This is a genomic window from Thermosynechococcus sp. (genome assembly GCF_046299655.1).
Lineage (GTDB): Bacteria > Cyanobacteriota > Cyanobacteriia > Thermosynechococcales > Thermosynechococcaceae > Thermosynechococcus.
The window spans coordinates 1-16,159 of record NZ_JBKBHZ010000026.1 but is presented as its reverse complement, the minus strand read 5'-3'; the positions used below and the strand labels follow the sequence as shown (position 1 = coordinate 16,159).

General features: G+C 53.4%; 21 protein-coding genes. 14 read left to right on the top strand and 7 right to left on the bottom strand.

The window, feature by feature from the left end; translation table 11 throughout:
- Window positions 1-737, top strand: a 737-nt coding sequence (locus ACK4HN_RS11790) for an HD-GYP domain-containing protein (RefSeq protein WP_409877728.1), incomplete at its 5' end; no start/stop codon positions are given.
- Here ACK4HN_RS11790 and ACK4HN_RS11785 read toward each other — a convergent pair.
- Genes ACK4HN_RS11785 through ACK4HN_RS11775 form a run of 3 tightly spaced genes read right to left on the bottom strand, consistent with a single transcriptional unit; the run spans window position 734 to window position 2,138 of the window.
- Window positions 734-1,330: a CPBP family intramembrane glutamic endopeptidase gene (locus ACK4HN_RS11785; RefSeq protein WP_409869928.1), complete on the bottom strand. Its 597-nt coding sequence runs from the start codon at window positions 1,328-1,330 to the stop codon at window positions 734-736. The genes ACK4HN_RS11790 and ACK4HN_RS11785 overlap by 4 nt on opposite strands.
- Window positions 1,331-1,334: 4 nt before the next feature.
- Window positions 1,335-1,661 carry a 2Fe-2S iron-sulfur cluster-binding protein gene (locus tag ACK4HN_RS11780; RefSeq protein ID WP_409869930.1) on the bottom strand — a complete coding sequence of 109 codons (327 nt, stop codon included), beginning with the start codon at window positions 1,659-1,661 and terminating at the stop codon, window positions 1,335-1,337.
- A 42-nt stretch (window positions 1,662-1,703) separates the two neighbouring features.
- Window positions 1,704-2,138 (bottom strand): acyl-CoA thioesterase, encoded by a 435-nt coding sequence (locus ACK4HN_RS11775; RefSeq protein WP_409877726.1) that lies wholly within the window; start codon window positions 2,136-2,138, stop codon window positions 1,704-1,706.
- 204 nt (window positions 2,139-2,342) lie between these two features.
- Here ACK4HN_RS11775 and ACK4HN_RS11770 point away from each other — a divergent pair, with 204 nt between their 5' ends.
- Window positions 2,343-3,347, top strand: a complete 1,005-nt coding sequence (locus tag ACK4HN_RS11770; RefSeq protein WP_409877724.1) for a WD40 repeat domain-containing protein — start codon at window positions 2,343-2,345, stop codon at window positions 3,345-3,347.
- A 5-nt stretch (window positions 3,348-3,352) separates the two neighbouring features.
- Here ACK4HN_RS11770 and sufB read toward each other — a convergent pair whose 3' ends face one another.
- Window positions 3,353-4,789 carry a Fe-S cluster assembly protein SufB gene (gene sufB, locus ACK4HN_RS11765; RefSeq protein ID WP_409869935.1) on the bottom strand — a complete coding sequence of 479 codons (1,437 nt, stop codon included), beginning with the start codon at window positions 4,787-4,789 and terminating at the stop codon, window positions 3,353-3,355.
- 133 nt (window positions 4,790-4,922) lie between these two features.
- Here sufB and sufR point away from each other — a divergent pair, with 133 nt between their 5' ends.
- From sufR to aroQ, 5 genes are all read left to right on the top strand, one after another.
- Window positions 4,923-5,582, top strand: a complete 660-nt coding sequence (gene sufR, locus ACK4HN_RS11760) for an iron-sulfur cluster biosynthesis transcriptional regulator SufR (protein WP_409869937.1) — start codon at window positions 4,923-4,925, stop codon at window positions 5,580-5,582.
- A gap of 1 nt (window position 5,583) precedes the next feature.
- Window positions 5,584-6,462 (top strand): alpha/beta fold hydrolase, encoded by an 879-nt coding sequence (locus tag ACK4HN_RS11755; RefSeq protein ID WP_409869939.1) that lies wholly within the window; start codon window positions 5,584-5,586, stop codon window positions 6,460-6,462.
- A 50-nt stretch (window positions 6,463-6,512) separates the two neighbouring features.
- The gene (psb28, locus tag ACK4HN_RS11750) at window positions 6,513-6,845 is read left to right on the top strand and encodes a photosystem II reaction center protein Psb28 (RefSeq protein WP_409869941.1); all 333 of its coding nucleotides are present in this window, start codon (window positions 6,513-6,515) and stop codon (window positions 6,843-6,845) included.
- A 125-nt stretch (window positions 6,846-6,970) separates the two neighbouring features.
- Entirely contained in the window at window positions 6,971-7,099 is a 129-nt protein-coding gene (locus tag ACK4HN_RS11745; protein ID WP_024125381.1) for a hypothetical protein, read from the top strand.
- 56 nt (window positions 7,100-7,155) lie between these two features.
- The gene (aroQ, locus tag ACK4HN_RS11740) at window positions 7,156-7,596 is read left to right on the top strand and encodes a type II 3-dehydroquinate dehydratase (protein WP_409869962.1); all 441 of its coding nucleotides are present in this window, start codon (window positions 7,156-7,158) and stop codon (window positions 7,594-7,596) included.
- A 3-nt stretch (window positions 7,597-7,599) separates the two neighbouring features.
- Here aroQ and ACK4HN_RS11735 read toward each other — a convergent pair whose 3' ends face one another.
- On the bottom strand, window positions 7,600-8,133 hold the full coding sequence (locus tag ACK4HN_RS11735) for a YqeG family HAD IIIA-type phosphatase (protein WP_409877722.1): 534 nt from the start codon (window positions 8,131-8,133) through the stop codon (window positions 7,600-7,602).
- A gap of 151 nt (window positions 8,134-8,284) precedes the next feature.
- Between ACK4HN_RS11735 and ACK4HN_RS11730 the strand changes: the two genes are divergently transcribed.
- The 4 genes from ACK4HN_RS11730 (at window position 8,285) to ACK4HN_RS11715 (ending at window position 11,450) form a co-directional block, all read left to right on the top strand.
- Window positions 8,285-8,782 carry an HNH endonuclease gene (locus ACK4HN_RS11730; protein WP_409869945.1) on the top strand — a complete coding sequence of 166 codons (498 nt, stop codon included), beginning with the start codon at window positions 8,285-8,287 and terminating at the stop codon, window positions 8,780-8,782.
- Window positions 8,783-8,862: 80 nt separating this feature from the next.
- Complete coding sequence (locus ACK4HN_RS11725) at window positions 8,863-9,573, top strand: Crp/Fnr family transcriptional regulator (protein WP_409869947.1); 711 nt, start codon at window positions 8,863-8,865, stop codon at window positions 9,571-9,573.
- 50 nt (window positions 9,574-9,623) lie between these two features.
- Window positions 9,624-10,226, top strand: coding sequence for a hypothetical protein (locus ACK4HN_RS11720; protein WP_409869949.1), 603 nt, complete (start codon window positions 9,624-9,626; stop codon window positions 10,224-10,226).
- Between the two features lie 111 nt (window positions 10,227-10,337).
- Entirely contained in the window at window positions 10,338-11,450 is a 1,113-nt protein-coding gene (locus ACK4HN_RS11715; protein ID WP_409869951.1) for an RNA polymerase sigma factor, RpoD/SigA family, read from the top strand.
- Here the strand turns inward: ACK4HN_RS11715 and ispE are convergent.
- Window positions 11,447-12,382, bottom strand: coding sequence for a 4-(cytidine 5'-diphospho)-2-C-methyl-D-erythritol kinase (gene ispE / locus ACK4HN_RS11710; protein ID WP_409869953.1), 936 nt, complete (start codon window positions 12,380-12,382; stop codon window positions 11,447-11,449). The two genes, ACK4HN_RS11715 and ispE, sit on opposite strands and share 4 nt — an antisense overlap.
- Window positions 12,383-12,464: 82 nt before the next feature.
- Here ispE and ACK4HN_RS11705 point away from each other — a divergent pair, with 82 nt between their 5' ends.
- A complete protein-coding gene (locus ACK4HN_RS11705) occupies window positions 12,465-13,319 on the top strand; it encodes a metal ABC transporter permease (RefSeq protein ID WP_409877720.1) in 855 nt (284 codons plus the stop codon).
- Here ACK4HN_RS11705 and tsaD read toward each other — a convergent pair.
- On the bottom strand, window positions 13,264-14,325 hold the full coding sequence (gene tsaD / locus ACK4HN_RS11700) for a tRNA (adenosine(37)-N6)-threonylcarbamoyltransferase complex transferase subunit TsaD (protein ID WP_409869956.1): 1,062 nt from the start codon (window positions 14,323-14,325) through the stop codon (window positions 13,264-13,266). The two genes, ACK4HN_RS11705 and tsaD, sit on opposite strands and share 56 nt — an antisense overlap.
- 215 nt (window positions 14,326-14,540) lie before the next feature.
- On the opposite strand from tsaD, the gene ACK4HN_RS11695 reads away from it, so the two are divergent.
- The gene (locus ACK4HN_RS11695; protein ID WP_409869958.1) at window positions 14,541-14,978 is read left to right on the top strand and encodes an Rrf2 family transcriptional regulator; all 438 of its coding nucleotides are present in this window, start codon (window positions 14,541-14,543) and stop codon (window positions 14,976-14,978) included.
- A 49-nt stretch (window positions 14,979-15,027) separates the two neighbouring features.
- Window positions 15,028-15,993 carry a cysteine synthase A gene (cysK, locus tag ACK4HN_RS11690; protein ID WP_409869960.1) on the top strand — a complete coding sequence of 322 codons (966 nt, stop codon included), beginning with the start codon at window positions 15,028-15,030 and terminating at the stop codon, window positions 15,991-15,993.
- The last annotated feature ends 166 nt before the right edge of the window (window positions 15,994-16,159 follow it).

The following is a 16,159-nucleotide window of genomic DNA, read 5'->3' as shown; positions in this document are numbered from 1 at the left end:
TTCCTGAGCAACTAGAGGTCATTCGCCAACGGTTTGCCCTCGTGCGCCGCACCCTTGAAATGGAAACGGCGCAAGCCAAGGTGAACTATCTCCTGTGCCATCCCCATACCGTTCACAGCCCAGAACAGGCCTGTCACCACTGTGCCTTTTTGCGGCACTTGGATGAAGAACTGCGGCAACAACTGGTTACCCTTGAAACCTATTGGCAGTTGCTAGAGCAGGCCAACGAGCCGCAAATTCTCGACCAAGAACCCCTTGCCCGCCTTCAGGAATTAACCCAGTTTTATTATCGCGGGACTGATGGCGAACTCCATCCCCTAATTACGGCCAGCGAACTGGAACAACTCTTGGTGCGGCGGGGCAATCTCACCCAAAGGGAGCGGCGGATCATTGAAGCCCACGTAACCTACACCTACCAGTTTCTCTCCCGAATTCCTTGGACCCCCCACCTGAAGGATGTGCCGATCATTGCCTATGGCCACCATGAGCGTTTGAATGGCAGTGGTTACCCCCGCGGTATTGGGGCGGCGGAGATTCCTTTGCAAACCCAGATGCTGGCGATCGCCGACATTTACGATGCCCTAACGGCCAAAGATCGCCCCTACAAAAAAAGCTTGCCCGTGGATGCTGCCCTCAAGATTTTGCGGCAAGAAGCCAAGGAATTTAAGATTAATCCCGATCTGGTTGAACTTTTTGAGCAACAGGAGGTCTTTCGGGTCCTGGGGCACCAGCGCTAGGGCTGATGGGGGGACGATCGCAAAAACGCAACTTTCCAAAGCGTCGCCGCCAGCCAATTGGTACAGGTATGGGCAACAATCGCGAGGAGTAAATTATTCGTTGCTACAGCACTATAGGCAAACAGCCCGCCAACAATGGTTGCCCACAGGGCATAGGGCCACTGCTGTCGCGATCCAGCGTGCAAAATACCAAAGCACACCGAACTGCCCATAATCCCTGCCCAATTCAAACCCAAACTTGGCAGAAGCACCCCGCGAAAGAGCAGTTCTTCACTGAGGCCGGGCAGAATGCCAATCCAAAACAAATCAGGCCACAATAGCGGTGACAGGACCAGTTTCAGATAGGTATCCGAGGCATGGCGATAGGCCGGCCAGAGGCGATACAAAATCGCCCCCATCCCAGTGATTCCTAAGCAGAGGGCAATTCCTAAAACCACTGCCCAACCATCCCAGCGCAGCGGCAGAAGTCCCCCAGAAAAGGGGGTAAATAACCACACTCGCGCCAAAATCAGCCACAGGATGGCCGTCAACGCCATGGCCACTAAGACCTGCGTGCGACTGAGAGGCTCATCGGGCAGGGGGGACTCCGCCATAGGCCTACCCTTTCTGGAATTGACCAAATTGGAAGTGATAGACCTCTTCTTCTTTTTCTGAGATCAGTTTTAGATCCGAACAGGGGCGAGCCACACAGAGGAGCACATAACCTCTTTCCCGCAGTTCGGGACTCAACCCCATCGCATCCCCGTGATCAACGGTACCCTCCTGAATTTGAGCGGCACAGGTGGTACACACTCCCGCATTACAGGAACTAGGCAGATCAATTCCCGCCGCCGTCGCCGATCGCAGGATGGGTTTATCGGCACTGGCTTCAAACGTGTAGGTTTGTCCTTGGTGCAGGATCTGAACACGAAAGGTTTGGGTCATTCTGGCAGTGAGCTATGACGCAACATCTTCCCTATTATCCCCCTAATCCTCGCGATCGCTGGCCTCCTCTGGGGCAGACTTCAACCAGCGGCTCAAAGGTTCAGGAATTGGCACCCGTTGCCGTTCTTGTAAACAAATGTGCTGGGTGTGGGCAATGGCCACGCGATCGCCGGTGGCATTGTAGAGCGTATAGGTCAGTTGAAAACGGCTGCTATCGATTCGTTGGGGGTCAATGGTCACTCGCAGGCGATCGCCACAATAAAGGGGTTGCAAAAACCGCACCTGCGCCTCCGTAATCGGCACCATCAGGCCAGCGTTGCTGAAAAATTGCCGCAGATCCACCCCCAACTGGGCAAGGGCCTCCTCATAGGCCTCGTGACAAAACCGCAGCAGATTGGCAAAGTAAACTACCCCGGCGGCATCCGTGTCAGCAAAATGAACTGTGCGCTCATAGTCGCGAAGGGGTGGGGTATTCATATTCATTTTTCAGAAGGGGTGGGGTATTCATATTCATTTTTCATTTATTGCCATTCCATAGGGGTACCCAATACAAGTCGTACCCAAAAACGCGCCACAGCCTTTATTGTTAGTGTAGAATGCAACCCTTTTGCAAGCTAGTGGGGTACGGGACCGATGAGTAACAAAGGCAGTTCTGATCTTCGACTTCTTTTGAGCACGCTTGTGATCAGCGGCTTGGTCGCAGGACTGGCCTATTGGCAACTCAGTCAACGTTGGACGTCCTCTTCCCTCGATCACAACGGTGCTTCCCCCCCAGAGGCCACCACCTCAAAGTGGCAAAAAATTGCCCTCGCCACAACACTACGCGGCCATCAAGATGAAGTGAACGCGATCGCCTTGAGTCCCGACGGCAATTTACTCGTGAGTGGTGGCGACGATCGCACGCTGTATTTTTGGAACTTAGCGACGGGAACTGCCCTAGGGCAAGCTAAAGGCCACACCGATTGGATCTATGCCCTTGTGATGACCCCCGATGGTCAAACGGTGATTAGCGGCAGCAAAGACAAAACGATTAAGCTTTGGAATGTCGGCGATCGCCAGCTTGAGGCTACCCTCAGTGGCCACCAAGATTTTGTGAATGGCTTAGCCCTCAGTCCCGATGGCCGTACCTTGGCCAGTGCCAGCTATGATCACACCGTCAAACTCTGGGATGTCCCTAGCCGTCAGGAAATCGCTACCCTAACAGGCAATGAGGGCATCATGCTCAGCGTTGCCATTAGTCGCGATGGACGTTTTTTAGCCACGGGCGGAGTAGATAAGCTGATCCGCATTTGGGATGTACCCTCCCGCCGACTCCTGCGCACCCTTGAAGGTCACACCAGCGATGTCAATAGCCTCGCCTTCACCCCCGACAGCAGCCAACTCGTGAGCGGTAGTGACCAAGACGGTATCAAAGTCTGGAACCTGACCACAGGAGAACTCCAGCATCAGTTTGGCACCGAAGGCGGCCAAGTCTTTAGCGTGGCGGTGAGTCCCGATGGTAGCACCATTGCCAGTGGCCATGGCGATCAAACCGTCAAACTCTGGTCCCTCTCTGGTCAGCCATTACGCAACCTTAAGGGACATTCTGGCGCCGTGTACAGCGTCGTCTTTGGTCAGGATCAACTCATCTCCGCCAGTGAAGACGGCACCATCAAAGTGTGGCGTCTCTTTCCGGGAACCTCCTAAAACCTCTAGCCAACACTGCCTTCTAGTTTTAGACTCAGCAGGCGATCGGCTTCGACCGCGAATTCCATCGGCAATTGGTTAAAGACATCGCGACAGAAGCCACTAATCATCATTGAGACCGCATCTTCAGCCGAAATTCCCCGCTGGGCAAAGTAAAAGAGTTGATCCTCACCAATTTTCGACGTTGAGGCCTCATGCTCCACCTGGGCAGTGGGGTTTTGCACCTGAATATAGGGGAAGGTATTAGCGGCTGCCGTATCACCAATGAGCATCGAATCGCATTGGGAGTAGTTACGCGCTCCCGTGGCCTTTGGCCCAATTTTCACCAAGCCGCGATAGCTATTTTGGGAGTGCCCTGCTGAAATCCCCTTGGAGACAATCGTGCTACGGGTATTCTTGCCAATGTGGATCATCTTGGTACCCGTATCCGCCTGCTGGTAATTATTGGTGAGGGCAACGGAGTAGAATTCACCCACAGAATTTTCCCCCACCAAGACACAACTGGGGTACTTCCAAGTAATGGCTGAACCTGTTTCCACCTGTGTCCAAGAAATCTTAGAGTTGCGGCCAAGGCACAGTCCCCGCTTGGTCACAAAGTTGTAAATACCCCCCTTGCCGGTTTCATCGCCAGCGTACCAGTTTTGCACCGTGGAGTATTTAATTTCCGCATTGTCAAGGGCAACCAATTCTACCACTGCTGCGTGGAGTTGATTGGTGTCGAACATGGGGGCGGTACACCCCTCAAGGTAGCTAACATAGCTGCCCTCATCGGCAATAATCAGCGTGCGCTCAAACTGCCCCGCCTCGCCGTTATTAATGCGGAAATAGGTGGATAGCTCCATCGGACAGCGCGTGTTCTTGGGAATATAGACAAAGGAGCCATCGGAAAAGACGGCGGAGTTCAAAGCCGCATAGAAGTTATCCCCAATGGGGACAACACTGCCCAAGTATTTCTGCACCAACTCGGGATATTCGTGGAGCGCTTCCGAAATAGAGCAGAAAATGATTCCCTGCTTGGCCAACTCCTCGCGGAATGTGGTGGCCACGGACACGCTATCAAAAATGGCATCTACCGCCACATTGGTCAGCCGCTTTTGCTCTGAGAGGGGAATCCCCAGTTTTTCAAAGGTTTCCAGCAGGACGGGATCCACTTCATCCAAGCTTTTCAGCTTTTCCTTCTGTTTCGGAGCCGAGTAATAGACAATGTCTTGGTAGTTGATGGGGGGATAGCTCACCCGTGGCCACGTGGGTTCACTCATCTTCAACCATTGGCGATAGGCCCGCAGGCGAAACTCGAGCATGAACTCTGGCTCGTTCTTCTTGGCAGAGATGAGGCGAATAATGTCTTCGTTGAGACCTCGGGGAATGGTTTCCGTCTCAATTTGGGTGACAAAGCCGTATTTGTAGGGCTGATTGACGAGGGATTGTACCGTTGCCGACATCGAGTGTTCTCTTGGGTAAAGGAATGGGCAAAAGGGCAAGTAAAAAGTAGAGTATATTAAGCAACAGAATGGTTGCCTTATCTCTAGAATTAATTTAGCAACAAAATCGTTGTTTTAGTCAAGGGGGCGTTGCGTGACGCTCACATCCGATACTAAACAGGACATCTTACACTGCCTTCTCCGCGACGGTCACCTCAGTGCCCAAGAGTTGGCGGCACAACTGGCGATTAGTCCGCAAGCGGTACGGCGGCATCTTAAGGATTTGGAGGCGGAGCAACTGGTCACCTATGAAGTCCTGTCGGGTACAGTGGGGCGTCCCCAGTACCGTTACACGATTAGCGAAGCGGGACGAGAGGAACTGCGACAGCGACAACTACGCCAACAGGCAAGTTCCACAAAGGGCTTTGCGGTAGAGCTTTTGGAATCCGTAGCCGCAACCCTTGGCCCAGAGCAGATGCAGGATGTCTTGCAGGCAGCGTGGCAGCGCAAGGCCTTGGCCTACCGCGAGCAAATAGGAACGGGGACCCTAGCCGAACGCTTGGCGCGACTGGTGGCGCTGCGGCGGCAGGAGGGGTATATGGCCGAGTTTTACCCCGTGAATGACCCTCAAGGTGCCTATCTATTTACGGAGTACAATTGTGCGATTTCTGCCGTTGCCCAATCTTTTCCCACCGTCTGTCATCATGAGTTAGAGATGTTTGCGATCGCCCTTGGGGATTGTGCCGTTGAGCGCACCCATTGGCTTGTGGATGGCGAGCATCGCTGTGGCTATTTAATTCGCCCCTTGACCTAGCATGGCCTTTTGTCCGCCCACCTTTGTGCAGCAGAGTTTTCGCACTAGTCTGGGTCGCATGGTCTATTACACCCCCAGCGATCGCTACTGGGGTCAGGTGCAATCGCGCCCTCCCTTGGTCTTTCTCCACAGTTTGGGGGGTGGCTCTAGCCATTATGAATGGTCCCAAGTATATCCTGCCTTTGCGGCGCGTTACCGCGTCGTTGCTCCGGATCTGATTGGCTGGGGGGAGTCAGATCATCCTGCCCGTGACTACACCACTAGCGACTACTGGCTCATGATTGCTGAACTGTTGCGCATGCTGGGAACGCCGGTTACCGTTGTCGCCTCATCTCTCACGGCTGGGATTGTGGTGCGGCTAGCAATTCAGCAACCCCATCTTTTTCAGCGTTTGTGTTTGGTGTGTCCGAGCGGGTTCAATGACTTTGGTGAAGATCAAGGACAGGCTGTGGCCAATGCTCTGCTGAGTGTCCCAATTCTTGATCGTTTCATTTACACCATTGCTGCTGCTCACCCCTTGGCGGTGCGTAACTTCCTTACCCAATTTATTTTTGCCGATCCACAGCGACTGCGCCCCGAAACGGTTGAAGCCTACCTAGATGCCGCCTGTCGTCCCAATGCCGAATGGTCAGCGCTGAGTACCCTGAAGGGAAATCTCTCCTTTGATCTCAGCCAGTACTTACCCCAGTTGAGGATCCCCACCATGATCCTCTGGGGAGAACAGGCAAAGCTCACACCCCTTTCTCTGGGGGGGCGCCTCTATGCCACCGCTCGCGATCGCCTGCAACAGTTCCAAGTGATCCCCAAAGCAGGGGTCTTACCTCATCTCGAGCAGCCCGAATGGGTGATTTACAGTCTGCGGCACGATTTCTTGGTTTGAGTTGTCCCCGATACAGGTATCCTAGAAGTATTGCTTGAAGTGTTGGTGCAATGGCAGAAATTCAATTTATCCGTGGTGTTAATGAAGAAGTGGTCCCCGATGTGCGGTTGACGCGGGCGCGGGATGGCAGCAGTGGCCAAGCCATGTTTTACTTCGATAGGCCGAAAATTGTCCAAGAGGGCAATTTGGAGATCACAGGGATGTACATGGTGGACGAAGAAGGGGAAATTGTTACCCGTGATGTCAATGCCAAGTTCATTAACGGCCAGCCCGTTGCCATTGAGGCCACCTACACGATGCGCAGCCCCCAAGAGTGGGATCGCTTTATTCGCTTTATGGATCGCTACGCGGCCAGTCATGGTCTTGGCTTCCAGAAGTCCTAGAGGTCTTAAACTGATCGGGTGCCGATTTAAAAAGATTGTGCTAGCTTAAAGTTACAATGCCTTTTTTGTCTTTATTCAGGACACAGGGCATCTGCAAATTCTATAGCGATACAGTAGGGACATCAATGGATTATCTAGAGAGCCTGCTTGACACCCTCAAATCGTGGTTAAAGAAATTGTTGGAACTTCTTGGTGGCGCTGAACCCACCCCTGAACTGGAGCCGATTCCCATTCCAGTGCGCGATCGCCAATAGAGCGACAGCATTCAACAAAATTGAGTCATTTTTGAGCGGTTAGGTTAAGCTTGGCTTTGCATATTCTGGTGCTCCACGGCCCCAATCTGAACCTGTTAGGGCAACGGGAACCAGCCATCTATGGGGCTGTGACACTGGCGGACATCAACCAATCCCTAGAGACATTGGCAGAGGAGTTGGGAGTAACCGTTGAGTGCCTCCAGTCCAATCACGAAGGGGTCTTGGTGGATGCCATTCAGGGGGCAATGGGACGTGCCCAAGGCATTTTAATTAACCCCGCAGCCTATACCCACACCAGCGTGGCTCTACGGGATGCGATTGTTGCAGTTGCCCTGCCCACTGTGGAAGTTCACCTGAGTAACATTCATCAACGGGAAACTTTTCGCCATCATTCCTACATTGCAGCGGTGGCGATCGGTCAAATCGCCGGCTTTGGTGCCGATAGTTATTTGTTGGGGCTACGCGCACTGGTGAATTATTTGCAGAGAAAAAGCTAATTTTCAGCGGGGGGGCGCGATCGCTAGCGGCGTGCCCAGTTGGCGTGCTAGCCAAAACTCTAGATGGCGTACCCAAGACTTGCCATCAAGGCGCTTGACGAGAACTGGTTGCACCAAGATGGTGAACATCCCCAAGCGATTGCCGGCAAGAATATCCGTAAACAGGCGATCGCCCACCATGGCCACCTGCTCATAGGGTAAGTTCATGGCTTCAACGGCCTGACGTAGCTTGCGCCGCGAGGGTTTGCCTGCCCCCATCAAAAAAGGTAACTCCACCTGCTGGGCAATCCGTTCAATGCGGCGGTGGTTTAAGTTATTACTGACTAGCCAGATCGGCACTTGACGCTTCATCTCTAGAAGCCATGCCAGAACTTGCGGCGGCAGTTCGGCATCCCATGTGGGGAGGAGCGTATCATCCACATCCAGCACCATGCCCCGTAGATGATATTTTTCCAGCAGACTCGGGGGCAACTGCTCAATAGTAGTGTCGAGAATGAGATTGGGTTGCAGGAGTGCCGCCAAAGACCCGATGGCCATGGAACAGGAAGTCTGTAAATCTGTCAACAGAAATGCTTTCGTCAGCCTAGCACGATTCGCAGGGGGGTGGGAACGACAAAAATATTCTCCCTAGTGACTCCAACGATAAGGGATATGCTACCATCTGAGAGAATGCCACGTGTCAACGGATATGGCGAAGGTTCTAGTACTCAATGCCTCCTATGAACCACTCAATATTACGAGTTGGCAACGGGCAGTTGTCCTTTTAATCAAGGGCAAGGCGGAGCAAGTCGAACACAACGGCAAGATGGTTTATAACAATTTCCCCTTGCCGACGGTTATTCGTCTGCGGCACTACGTTGTTACCCCCTACAAAGAAATTCCCCTCACCCGCCGCAACATCCTACATCGAGATGGTCACTCCTGCCAGTACTGTGGCTACACGGGCGATGACCTCACCCTTGATCACGTCATTCCTAAATCGCGGGGGGGTGGGGATACGTGGGAAAATATTGTGACGGCTTGTGTGCGCTGTAATGTCAAAAAAGGGAACCGCACCCCTGAGGAAGCCAATATGCCTCTGCGGCAAACGCCACGCCGCCCCATTAGTAGTTTGTACTTTGAGGTAACAAAGCACGTACGCACCGGTATTCATCAAGAGTGGCGCAAATACGTCATTGGAGCATAAGGTTGCTGCCGAGGGCGATCGCCTATTCTAGTATTCTTATGGAAGAATCCCTCCCTTGCAGCCTTTAGGTTCAGGTTGTTATGTCAAGTATTGAGACCGAAAGTTTTAGTCAACTTTTTCCGCTTTTTGGTGCCAGTTCCCAAGAGGCGCTTGCCTCAATGCTTTCAGTGGCTTGGCATAACACCTACCCGGCGGGGCGTACCATTCTAATCGAAGATGCGTGGGGTAATGCGGTTTACTTTATCCTCTCAGGCTGGGTGAAGGTACGGCGACTGCGTGCCAATGGGGATTTTATGACCCTAGCGATTCTTGGGCCGGGGGATTTTTTTGGTGAAATGGCCATTCTTGACCAGTCGCCCCGCTCGACGGATGTGGTGGCGCTGTGTCCAGCGGAAGTGCTGTCGGTGCCGGCGCAAAAATTTCTCCATGTCCTGCGCCATGAACCAGATTTACACTATCGGATGTTGCAGTTAATGGCACAACGATTACGCCTCACCAATGCCCGTATTGAACTGCTGCATCAACCAGCGGCGGTGAGGCTAGCCCATGTCTTGCTGAATTTGGCACGGCGCTATGGGCAGCATCCGGGCGGCAATGCCAACACAGCCGTGATTTTTAATGTCCCTATCAACGACTTAGCGGATGTGGCTAACATTAGCGCTGATGAGGCACATCAACTGCTGGATAAACTGGTGGCAAAAAACTGGATCAAAATTGATGTGGCCAAGCAACAACTCCAAATTCTCAATTTGCCCCAACTAGAGCAATTAGCCCAGCAAGCTGTGAGTTAAGGTTCTGTTGGCTTGTTGAGGAGCAGCGACCTCGCCTAGGATAACAATAGTTGCAAGCTCTTTCTGCTATGGCGATCGCCCCCCACCTTTACGAATACACCCTAGTTCGCTACACGGATCCGCTGCACGCGACAGAATTGCTGCGGCAATATCGCCCCTACCTAGAAATGATTCCCAGTCTGCGGCGACCCCAAGAAAGTCTAATTCCGATTCCGCTGCCGATCGCCCACATTCAGTTGCCTGCGGCCACCACCGCGAACCAACGTCCCCAAGTGAAGTCGGTGATGGTGCCCTGTGATCTGGTCTTTGTCATGTGCGATCCCGAGTGGAAGGTCAAAACTGACATTGAACTGCTGGTCTTTATCCATCGTCCGGGGGAAAGCTTTACGGAACTGCTGACCCGCTGGCGGCAGTCTCAAGTGCTCCTGAGTCGCAGTTATAGCTGGGATATGCCCTTGCAGCACCGCGATGTCTTTAGTGAGGGAGCTAATCGTCAACTCCCCCTTTTTGTCCTCTTTCAAGAAACCCTTGCTGTGATCAAACGCGGTCTCAAGGCTGCCCGATTACCTTACGTAATTGATACTACGATTCTCAAGGAGCAGCCATCTCCAACCACAAAACTGATGACGGGTTCATCAGAGAGCACAGAATAGGTTGATCCACATCACAACCTGAGCACCGGCTCCATCACTGCCGCCCCCTCGCCAAGGGCAGAGAATACCACTATCGAGCTGAATTCTCGATGTTGTGAGTTGAGTTGTCCTATGGTGGCTACCCCCATTCAACCCGTGTCCGACCGTCCATTGACAACGGATTTGGTGCGGCAGTATTTGCAGGAAATTGGCCGAGTGCCCTTGCTCACCCCCAGTGAAGAGCTACACCTTGCCCAACAGGTTCAGCAGTACCAAGCCCTGCTCACCGTGCGAGATCAGGCCGATGATCCCCAGATCAAACGCTATGTGGCGGCTGTTACAGAGCGCGATCGCCAGCAGCATCAGTTGGGGCGTCGCCTCACTCCTGCTGAATGGGCGTCTCTGCTGAATATGAGCGTGACTGAGCTACAAATGTGCCTCCAAGCAGGCCTTCAGGCTTGGGCAAAAGCAGCGAATGTCCCTCTTGCTGAACTGCAGCACATTGAGCGTCAAGGACAGCGGGCAAAAACCCAACTCTTGCAAGCCAACCTCCGTTTAGTGGTGAATATTGCCAAAAAATATCAACATCGCGGCGTTGAGTTTTTGGATTTAATCCAAGAGGGGAGTTTAGGCCTCGAACGCGCCGTTGAGAAATTCGATCCGACCAAGGGATTTCGCTTTAGCACCTATGCCTACTGGTGGATTCGCCAAAGTGTTAACCGTGCCGTTGCTAGTCAAAGTCGTACAATCCGCCTTCCCATCCACATGGTGGAAAAGCTCAATAAAATTAAGCGTGCCCAACGGCGTCTTGCGGCTCAACAGGGAGCAATGCCCAGTCTGGCAGATATTGCCCAAGAACTCAATCTGGAGGTGTCCCAAGTGCGGGAGGTGCTCATGGCCGTTCCCAAATCCGTGGCCTTAGAACAGCGGGTTGGCTCCGACCAAGAAACGGAGTTGCAGGAGCTGATTGAATCCACTGCCCCCACCCCCAACGAGGTGATCATGCGCGAGTCGCTACGGACCACTTTGAAGCAACTCCTGAGTGATCTATCACCCCGTGAGCGGCAAGTGATGGAACTGCGCTATGGCCTAGGGGAACAGCCCGCCCTTGAGATGGCTGAAATTGCGGCACTGCTGGGACTGAGTCGGGAGCGGATTCGCCAAATTGAGCACCGTGCCTTGCAAAAGTTGCGGCAGCCCCAACGGCGGCGGGAGATTCAAGATTATCTCGAGGAGTTCGCCTAGGGCGTCTCTAATTGAATGCCGTGGGGACAGCACTCACAGACCCATAGATCAAGGTCGGGGTCTGGTAAGGCGCGCCGTACCCGTTGCATGAGGCTGTAACCTTCATCGGCAGAGGACGCTAGGGCAAATACCGTTGGCCCTGATCCCGACATCAAGCTGGCGATCGCCCCGGCAGCGAGGAATTGCTCCTTTAAATCTGCCACCAAGGGGTAGCGGGGCAACACAACTTTTTCTAAATCATTACGGAGACTAGCAGCCAATTGGGTGATGTCGCGCTGCTGAATCGCCTGTAACAGGGTTGCGGATCCCCCCTCTTGGCGGGCTTTTTCCTGCTCGCTGGGGGTTTGAGCATAGGTAGCGGCGAATTCCTGCCGATAGGTTTGATAGGCCCAAGGGGTGGCCACACTGAGGGAGCGATACTTCCCCAAAACAACCGTTAATCCCTCTAAATCCGCTAGGGGTGTCAACTGTTCACCGCGCCCTAAGGCCAAGGCAGTACCCCCTTGCAGACAGAAGGGCACATCGGCTCCCAATTGCGCTGCAAAGGTTTGCAATTCTGCTTGCGTAAGACCCAACTGCCACAGGAGATCTAAGCCCACAAGTACCGCTGCCCCATTGGTGGATCCCCCGGCCAAGCCCGCCCCCATGGGAATACGTTTTTCAATGAAAATTTCCACGCCATCGCGATCGGGAAAATGCTGCTGGAGGAGTGCTGCTGCTTTGTAGGCGAGATTTCGTTGATCGCAGGGGACAGCAGGGTTGGTGCAATGGACTTTAATTTGGCGATCGCGCCGAGGGACAAGTTCAATGCGATCCATGAGGGAGACCGCCTGCATCACCATTACCAGCTCGTGGTAGCCACTGCCATCCAAGCAATTGCCAACAATTTGTAAAAAGAGATTAATTTTGGCAGGCGCCAGCAGACGATACACGCAGCCCCATCCTCACAACCACCTCGTTGAATAGCATATTATTCTTCTATTCCTCTTTAGCAGACTCCAACCAAAAGTCTCCATGATGTTGGAACGAATGATTGATCTGTTGCAGTTGCCCTTTATGCAGCGGGCACTGTGGGCAGGGATCTTTACGGGCGGGATGGCAGGTGCCCTCGGTAGCTTTACAATCCTGCGGCAACTTTCCTTTTTTAGTGATGCTTTGGGGCACTCAGCCCTACTGTGGATTAGTTTAGGGATTATTCTGGGACTGAATCCCTCAGTGATGTTGCTGCCCTTTGCCGTCGTCTTTGCCCTTGGGGTGACGTATCTGCTGGAGCATACACGACTGTGGACGGATGCCCTTTTGAATATCATCTATTCGACCTCGTTAGCAATAGCGGTGATTTTGCTAAGTATGAGCGATCGCTATCAAGGAGGGCTGAATAATTTACTGTTTGGCGATATTTTGGCGGTGCGGCCCGCCGATCTCATCATGAGTGGCACACTCTGCGCCTTTGTCAGCATTTTTATTCTGCTGACGTTGCGGGTGCAGTTGCTAATCACGGTAAATGAGGCCTTGGCGGTGGCGCGGGGAGCGGCGGTGAGGATGCAGCAGCTGCTGTTTATCACCCTCTTGGCCTTGGTGGTCGCTGTCTCGATTAAGACTGTTGGTGTGTTGCTCATTAGTGCCTTTGTCGTCATTCCCGCCTGTGGCGCCCGCCTGTGGAGTCGGCAATTTTCCCAGTACGTGGTTTTGGCAGCCCTCGTGGGGGTGGGCAGTGCCATTGTTGGCATGCTGTTGTCAGCAGGGATGAATTGGCCGTCGGGTCCGAGTATTGTGGTCTGTCAACTGGCGTTCTTTTTGGGGTCGATCGCGATCAATTCACTGCGAGGGGCGTGGCTGTATAGAGGGCAGAAATCTCCAACAAGCTGAGGCGTGAACGCGCTGTCAGATCCAAGGGGGAGCGATCGCCCCGCTGGAAATGCTCCACTGCTGCACAGCCAATCATTGCCGCATTATCGGTACACAGCCGCAGGGGCGGAAAAATTAACTGTATCCCCAAGGGTTCCGCAGCCACAGTCAGGTGTTGTCGCAGTCCAGAATTGGCCGCTACGCCTCCCCCAATGGCGAGGGTTTTGAAGCCATGATCCACCGCCGCGGCGATCGCCCGCTTGGTCAAGGCCTGTGCCACCGCTTTTTGAAAACTGGCAGCGAGATCCGCCAGCGGCAATTCATCATAGGTTTGACACAACTCCTCCACCAGCCGTGCCACTGCGGTTTTCAGGCCACTAAAGCTGGAATCGTAGGGATGCACCTTGCCATCTGGGAAGCGGATATTTCCCTCCGGTAGATCAAAGGCCTCTGGATTGCCCTGCTGCGCCAAGCGATCGAGCACTGGCCCCCCTGGATAGCCCAAGCCCAGTAGGCGTGCGACCTTATCGTAGGCTTCCCCTGCCGCATCATCCCGCGTTTGGCCAAAAAGCTGGTACTCGCCACAGCCATAAACGCCAATGAGACTGGTGTGCCCGCCAGACACCAAGAGGCAGAGAAACGGCGGTTCAAGGGTCGGCTCCGCTAAATAAGATGCATAGAGGTGCCCCTCAAGGTGATGAATTCCCAACAGCGGTTTTTGTTTCACAAGGGCAAGGGTTTTTGCTGCTGTCACTCCAATGAGCAGTGACCCCACTAATCCAGGGGCACAGGTAACCGCAATGGCATCAATGGCAGACCAATCGCAACCGGCCTCACCCATGGCTGCTGTGAGCACGCCGTTAATGTTTTCCAAGTGGGCGCGGGAGGCGACTTCCGGTACCACCCCACCAAAGGGCTGATGGTCACGCACTTGGGAGGCAATCACATTACTTTCGATGGCGCGATCGCGCACTACGGCAGCAGCCGTTTCATCGCAACTGGTTTCAATGGCCAGAATTCTTACCATTGGGCAGACTTGGGCATGAAGCTAGAGGCTCTTTTTAGTCTAGCCTGTTTGTCCAGTGAAGTTGTTGAAGGGCTTTTCTGCAATGCCGTGAATTCTCGAGGTTGTAACCTGCGCCACGGTGAAGATTCCTAAGAATCTCCTAAATCCCGATCAAGAAGCAGGATATACTAAAGGTTGGGCAACTTGCTCAATGTCGTACGTGGGCCAAACGTCCTGTGGAACTGTCTGCCAAAAGTGAGTACGCCCTCTTGGCGCTCTTAGAAATGTCAGTGGCCTATAAACAGGCGGAACCACTGCAAATTCGCCAAATTGCTGCCATGCACAACATCCCTGATCGCTACTTGGAGCAACTGATGGCCACACTGCGGCGCAAGGGTTTGATTCGCAGTCAGCGGGGGGCACGCGGAGGCTACTTGCTGGCCAAAGCCCCTTGGCAAATCTCAATTTTGGATGTGCTCAACTGTATTGAGGGAATTGAGTCAAAGCTTGCGCAGAAGCCACCGCCAGACGGTGATTTGGCACGCAGTTTGATTCGTTCTGTATGGCTAGAGGCTTGCAAAGCCGCCAATGATGTCTTGAGAAACTATACCCTCCAAGACCTGTGCGATCGCCACCAAGCCTACCAGCAAGCGGATGTCATGTACTACATCTAGACCAGAAATTTTCCTAAAGTTTTTGTCTTAAAGTGGAGACTGCTACCCCATGAACATTGCCCCTGATATTACTGCTCTCATTGGTCGCACCCCCCTCGTGCGCTTGAATCGCATTCCCCAATCCGAAGGCTGTGTGGCGCAAATCGTGGTCAAGCTAGAGAGCATGAATCCTGCGGCCTCGGTTAAGGATCGCATTGGCCTGAGTATGATTCAGGAGGCGGAAGCAGCGGGTCTCATTACCCCCGGTAAAACGGTTTTAGTGGAACCTACATCGGGGAATACTGGGATTGCCCTCGCCATGGTAGCAGCGGCAAAGGGCTATCGCCTGATTCTCACCATGCCAGAAACGATGAGTGCAGAGCGGCGAGCCATGCTGCGTGCCTATGGAGCAGAGCTGGAGTTGACCCCCGGCACTGAGGGGATGAGTGGTGCGATTCGTCGTGCGGAAGAGATTACCGCCTCCCTTGAGGATGCCTTCATGCTGCAACAGTTCAAAAATCCCGCCAATCCCAAGATTCATCGTGAAACCACTGCCCTCGAAATTTGGCAAGATACCGATGGTCAAGTGGACATTTTGGTGGCGGGAGTCGGCACGGGTGGCACGATTACTGGCGTTGCGGAAGTGATCAAGGCCAAGAAGCCCAGCTTTCGGGCGATCGCCGTCGAACCGAGCAATAGTCCTGTCCTCTCTGGCGGTAAACCGGGCCCCCACAAAATTCAAGGCATTGGCGCCGGATTTATCCCCCCCGTGCTGAAACGGGAACTCATTGACGAGGTGATTACTGTTTCCGACGATCAGGCCATTTATTTCGGTCGGCGTTTGGCGCGTGAAGAAGGCTTGCTTTCAGGCATTTCCAGTGGCGCTGCCCTTTGTGCTGCCATTCAGGTGGCTCAACGACCCGAAAATGCAGGCAAGCTAATTGTCATGGTGCAGCCGAGCTTTGGTGAACGCTACTTGACCACACCCCTGTTTCAAGACGCACTACCCTTGGTACCCAGTTATTTACAACATTAGGCACAACTAAAACTTGGTTTGTGGGTTGGGGCGATCGCCTAGGCTAGATTGATAGCAAGACCTTGTGCTTCAGCTCAGACAGCAGGAGTCCCGCGCTCTGGCAATCTTTTCTCTGATGAAATACAGTAAGATTATGAACCAAGTCCTGACTATCTCCTGCAAACTC

Bases quoted from the DNA above. Each gene is read 5' to 3' on its own strand.
- ACK4HN_RS11775 (WP_409877726.1), bottom strand. From the start codon at position 2,138: ATGAATACCCCACCCCTTCGCGACTATGAGCGCACAGTTCATTTTGCT.
- sufB (WP_409869935.1), bottom strand. From the start codon at position 4,789: ATGTCGGCAACGGTACAATCCCTCGTCAATCAGCCCTACAAATACGGC.
- ACK4HN_RS11745 (WP_024125381.1), top strand. From the start codon at position 6,971: ATGGATTATCTAGAGAGCCTGCTTGACACCCTCAAATCGTGGTTAAAG.
- tsaD (WP_409869956.1), bottom strand. From the start codon at position 14,325: ATGGTAAGAATTCTGGCCATTGAAACCAGTTGCGATGAAACGGCTGCT.
- ACK4HN_RS11785 (WP_409869928.1), bottom strand. From the start codon at position 1,330: ATGGCGGAGTCCCCCCTGCCCGATGAGCCTCTCAGTCGCACGCAGGTC.
- ACK4HN_RS11715 (WP_409869951.1), top strand. From the start codon at position 10,338: ATGGTGGCTACCCCCATTCAACCCGTGTCCGACCGTCCATTGACAACG.
- cysK (WP_409869960.1), top strand. From the start codon at position 15,028: ATGAACATTGCCCCTGATATTACTGCTCTCATTGGTCGCACCCCCCTC.
- ACK4HN_RS11755 (WP_409869939.1), top strand. From the start codon at position 5,584: ATGGCCTTTTGTCCGCCCACCTTTGTGCAGCAGAGTTTTCGCACTAGT.
- ACK4HN_RS11725 (WP_409869947.1), top strand. From the start codon at position 8,863: ATGTCAAGTATTGAGACCGAAAGTTTTAGTCAACTTTTTCCGCTTTTT.
- ACK4HN_RS11735 (WP_409877722.1), bottom strand. From the start codon at position 8,133: ATGGCCATCGGGTCTTTGGCGGCACTCCTGCAACCCAATCTCATTCTC.
- psb28 (WP_409869941.1), top strand. From the start codon at position 6,513: ATGGCAGAAATTCAATTTATCCGTGGTGTTAATGAAGAAGTGGTCCCC.
- ACK4HN_RS11780 (WP_409869930.1), bottom strand. From the start codon at position 1,661: ATGACCCAAACCTTTCGTGTTCAGATCCTGCACCAAGGACAAACCTAC.
- ACK4HN_RS11705 (WP_409877720.1), top strand. From the start codon at position 12,465: ATGATGTTGGAACGAATGATTGATCTGTTGCAGTTGCCCTTTATGCAG.
- ACK4HN_RS11730 (WP_409869945.1), top strand. From the start codon at position 8,285: ATGGCGAAGGTTCTAGTACTCAATGCCTCCTATGAACCACTCAATATT.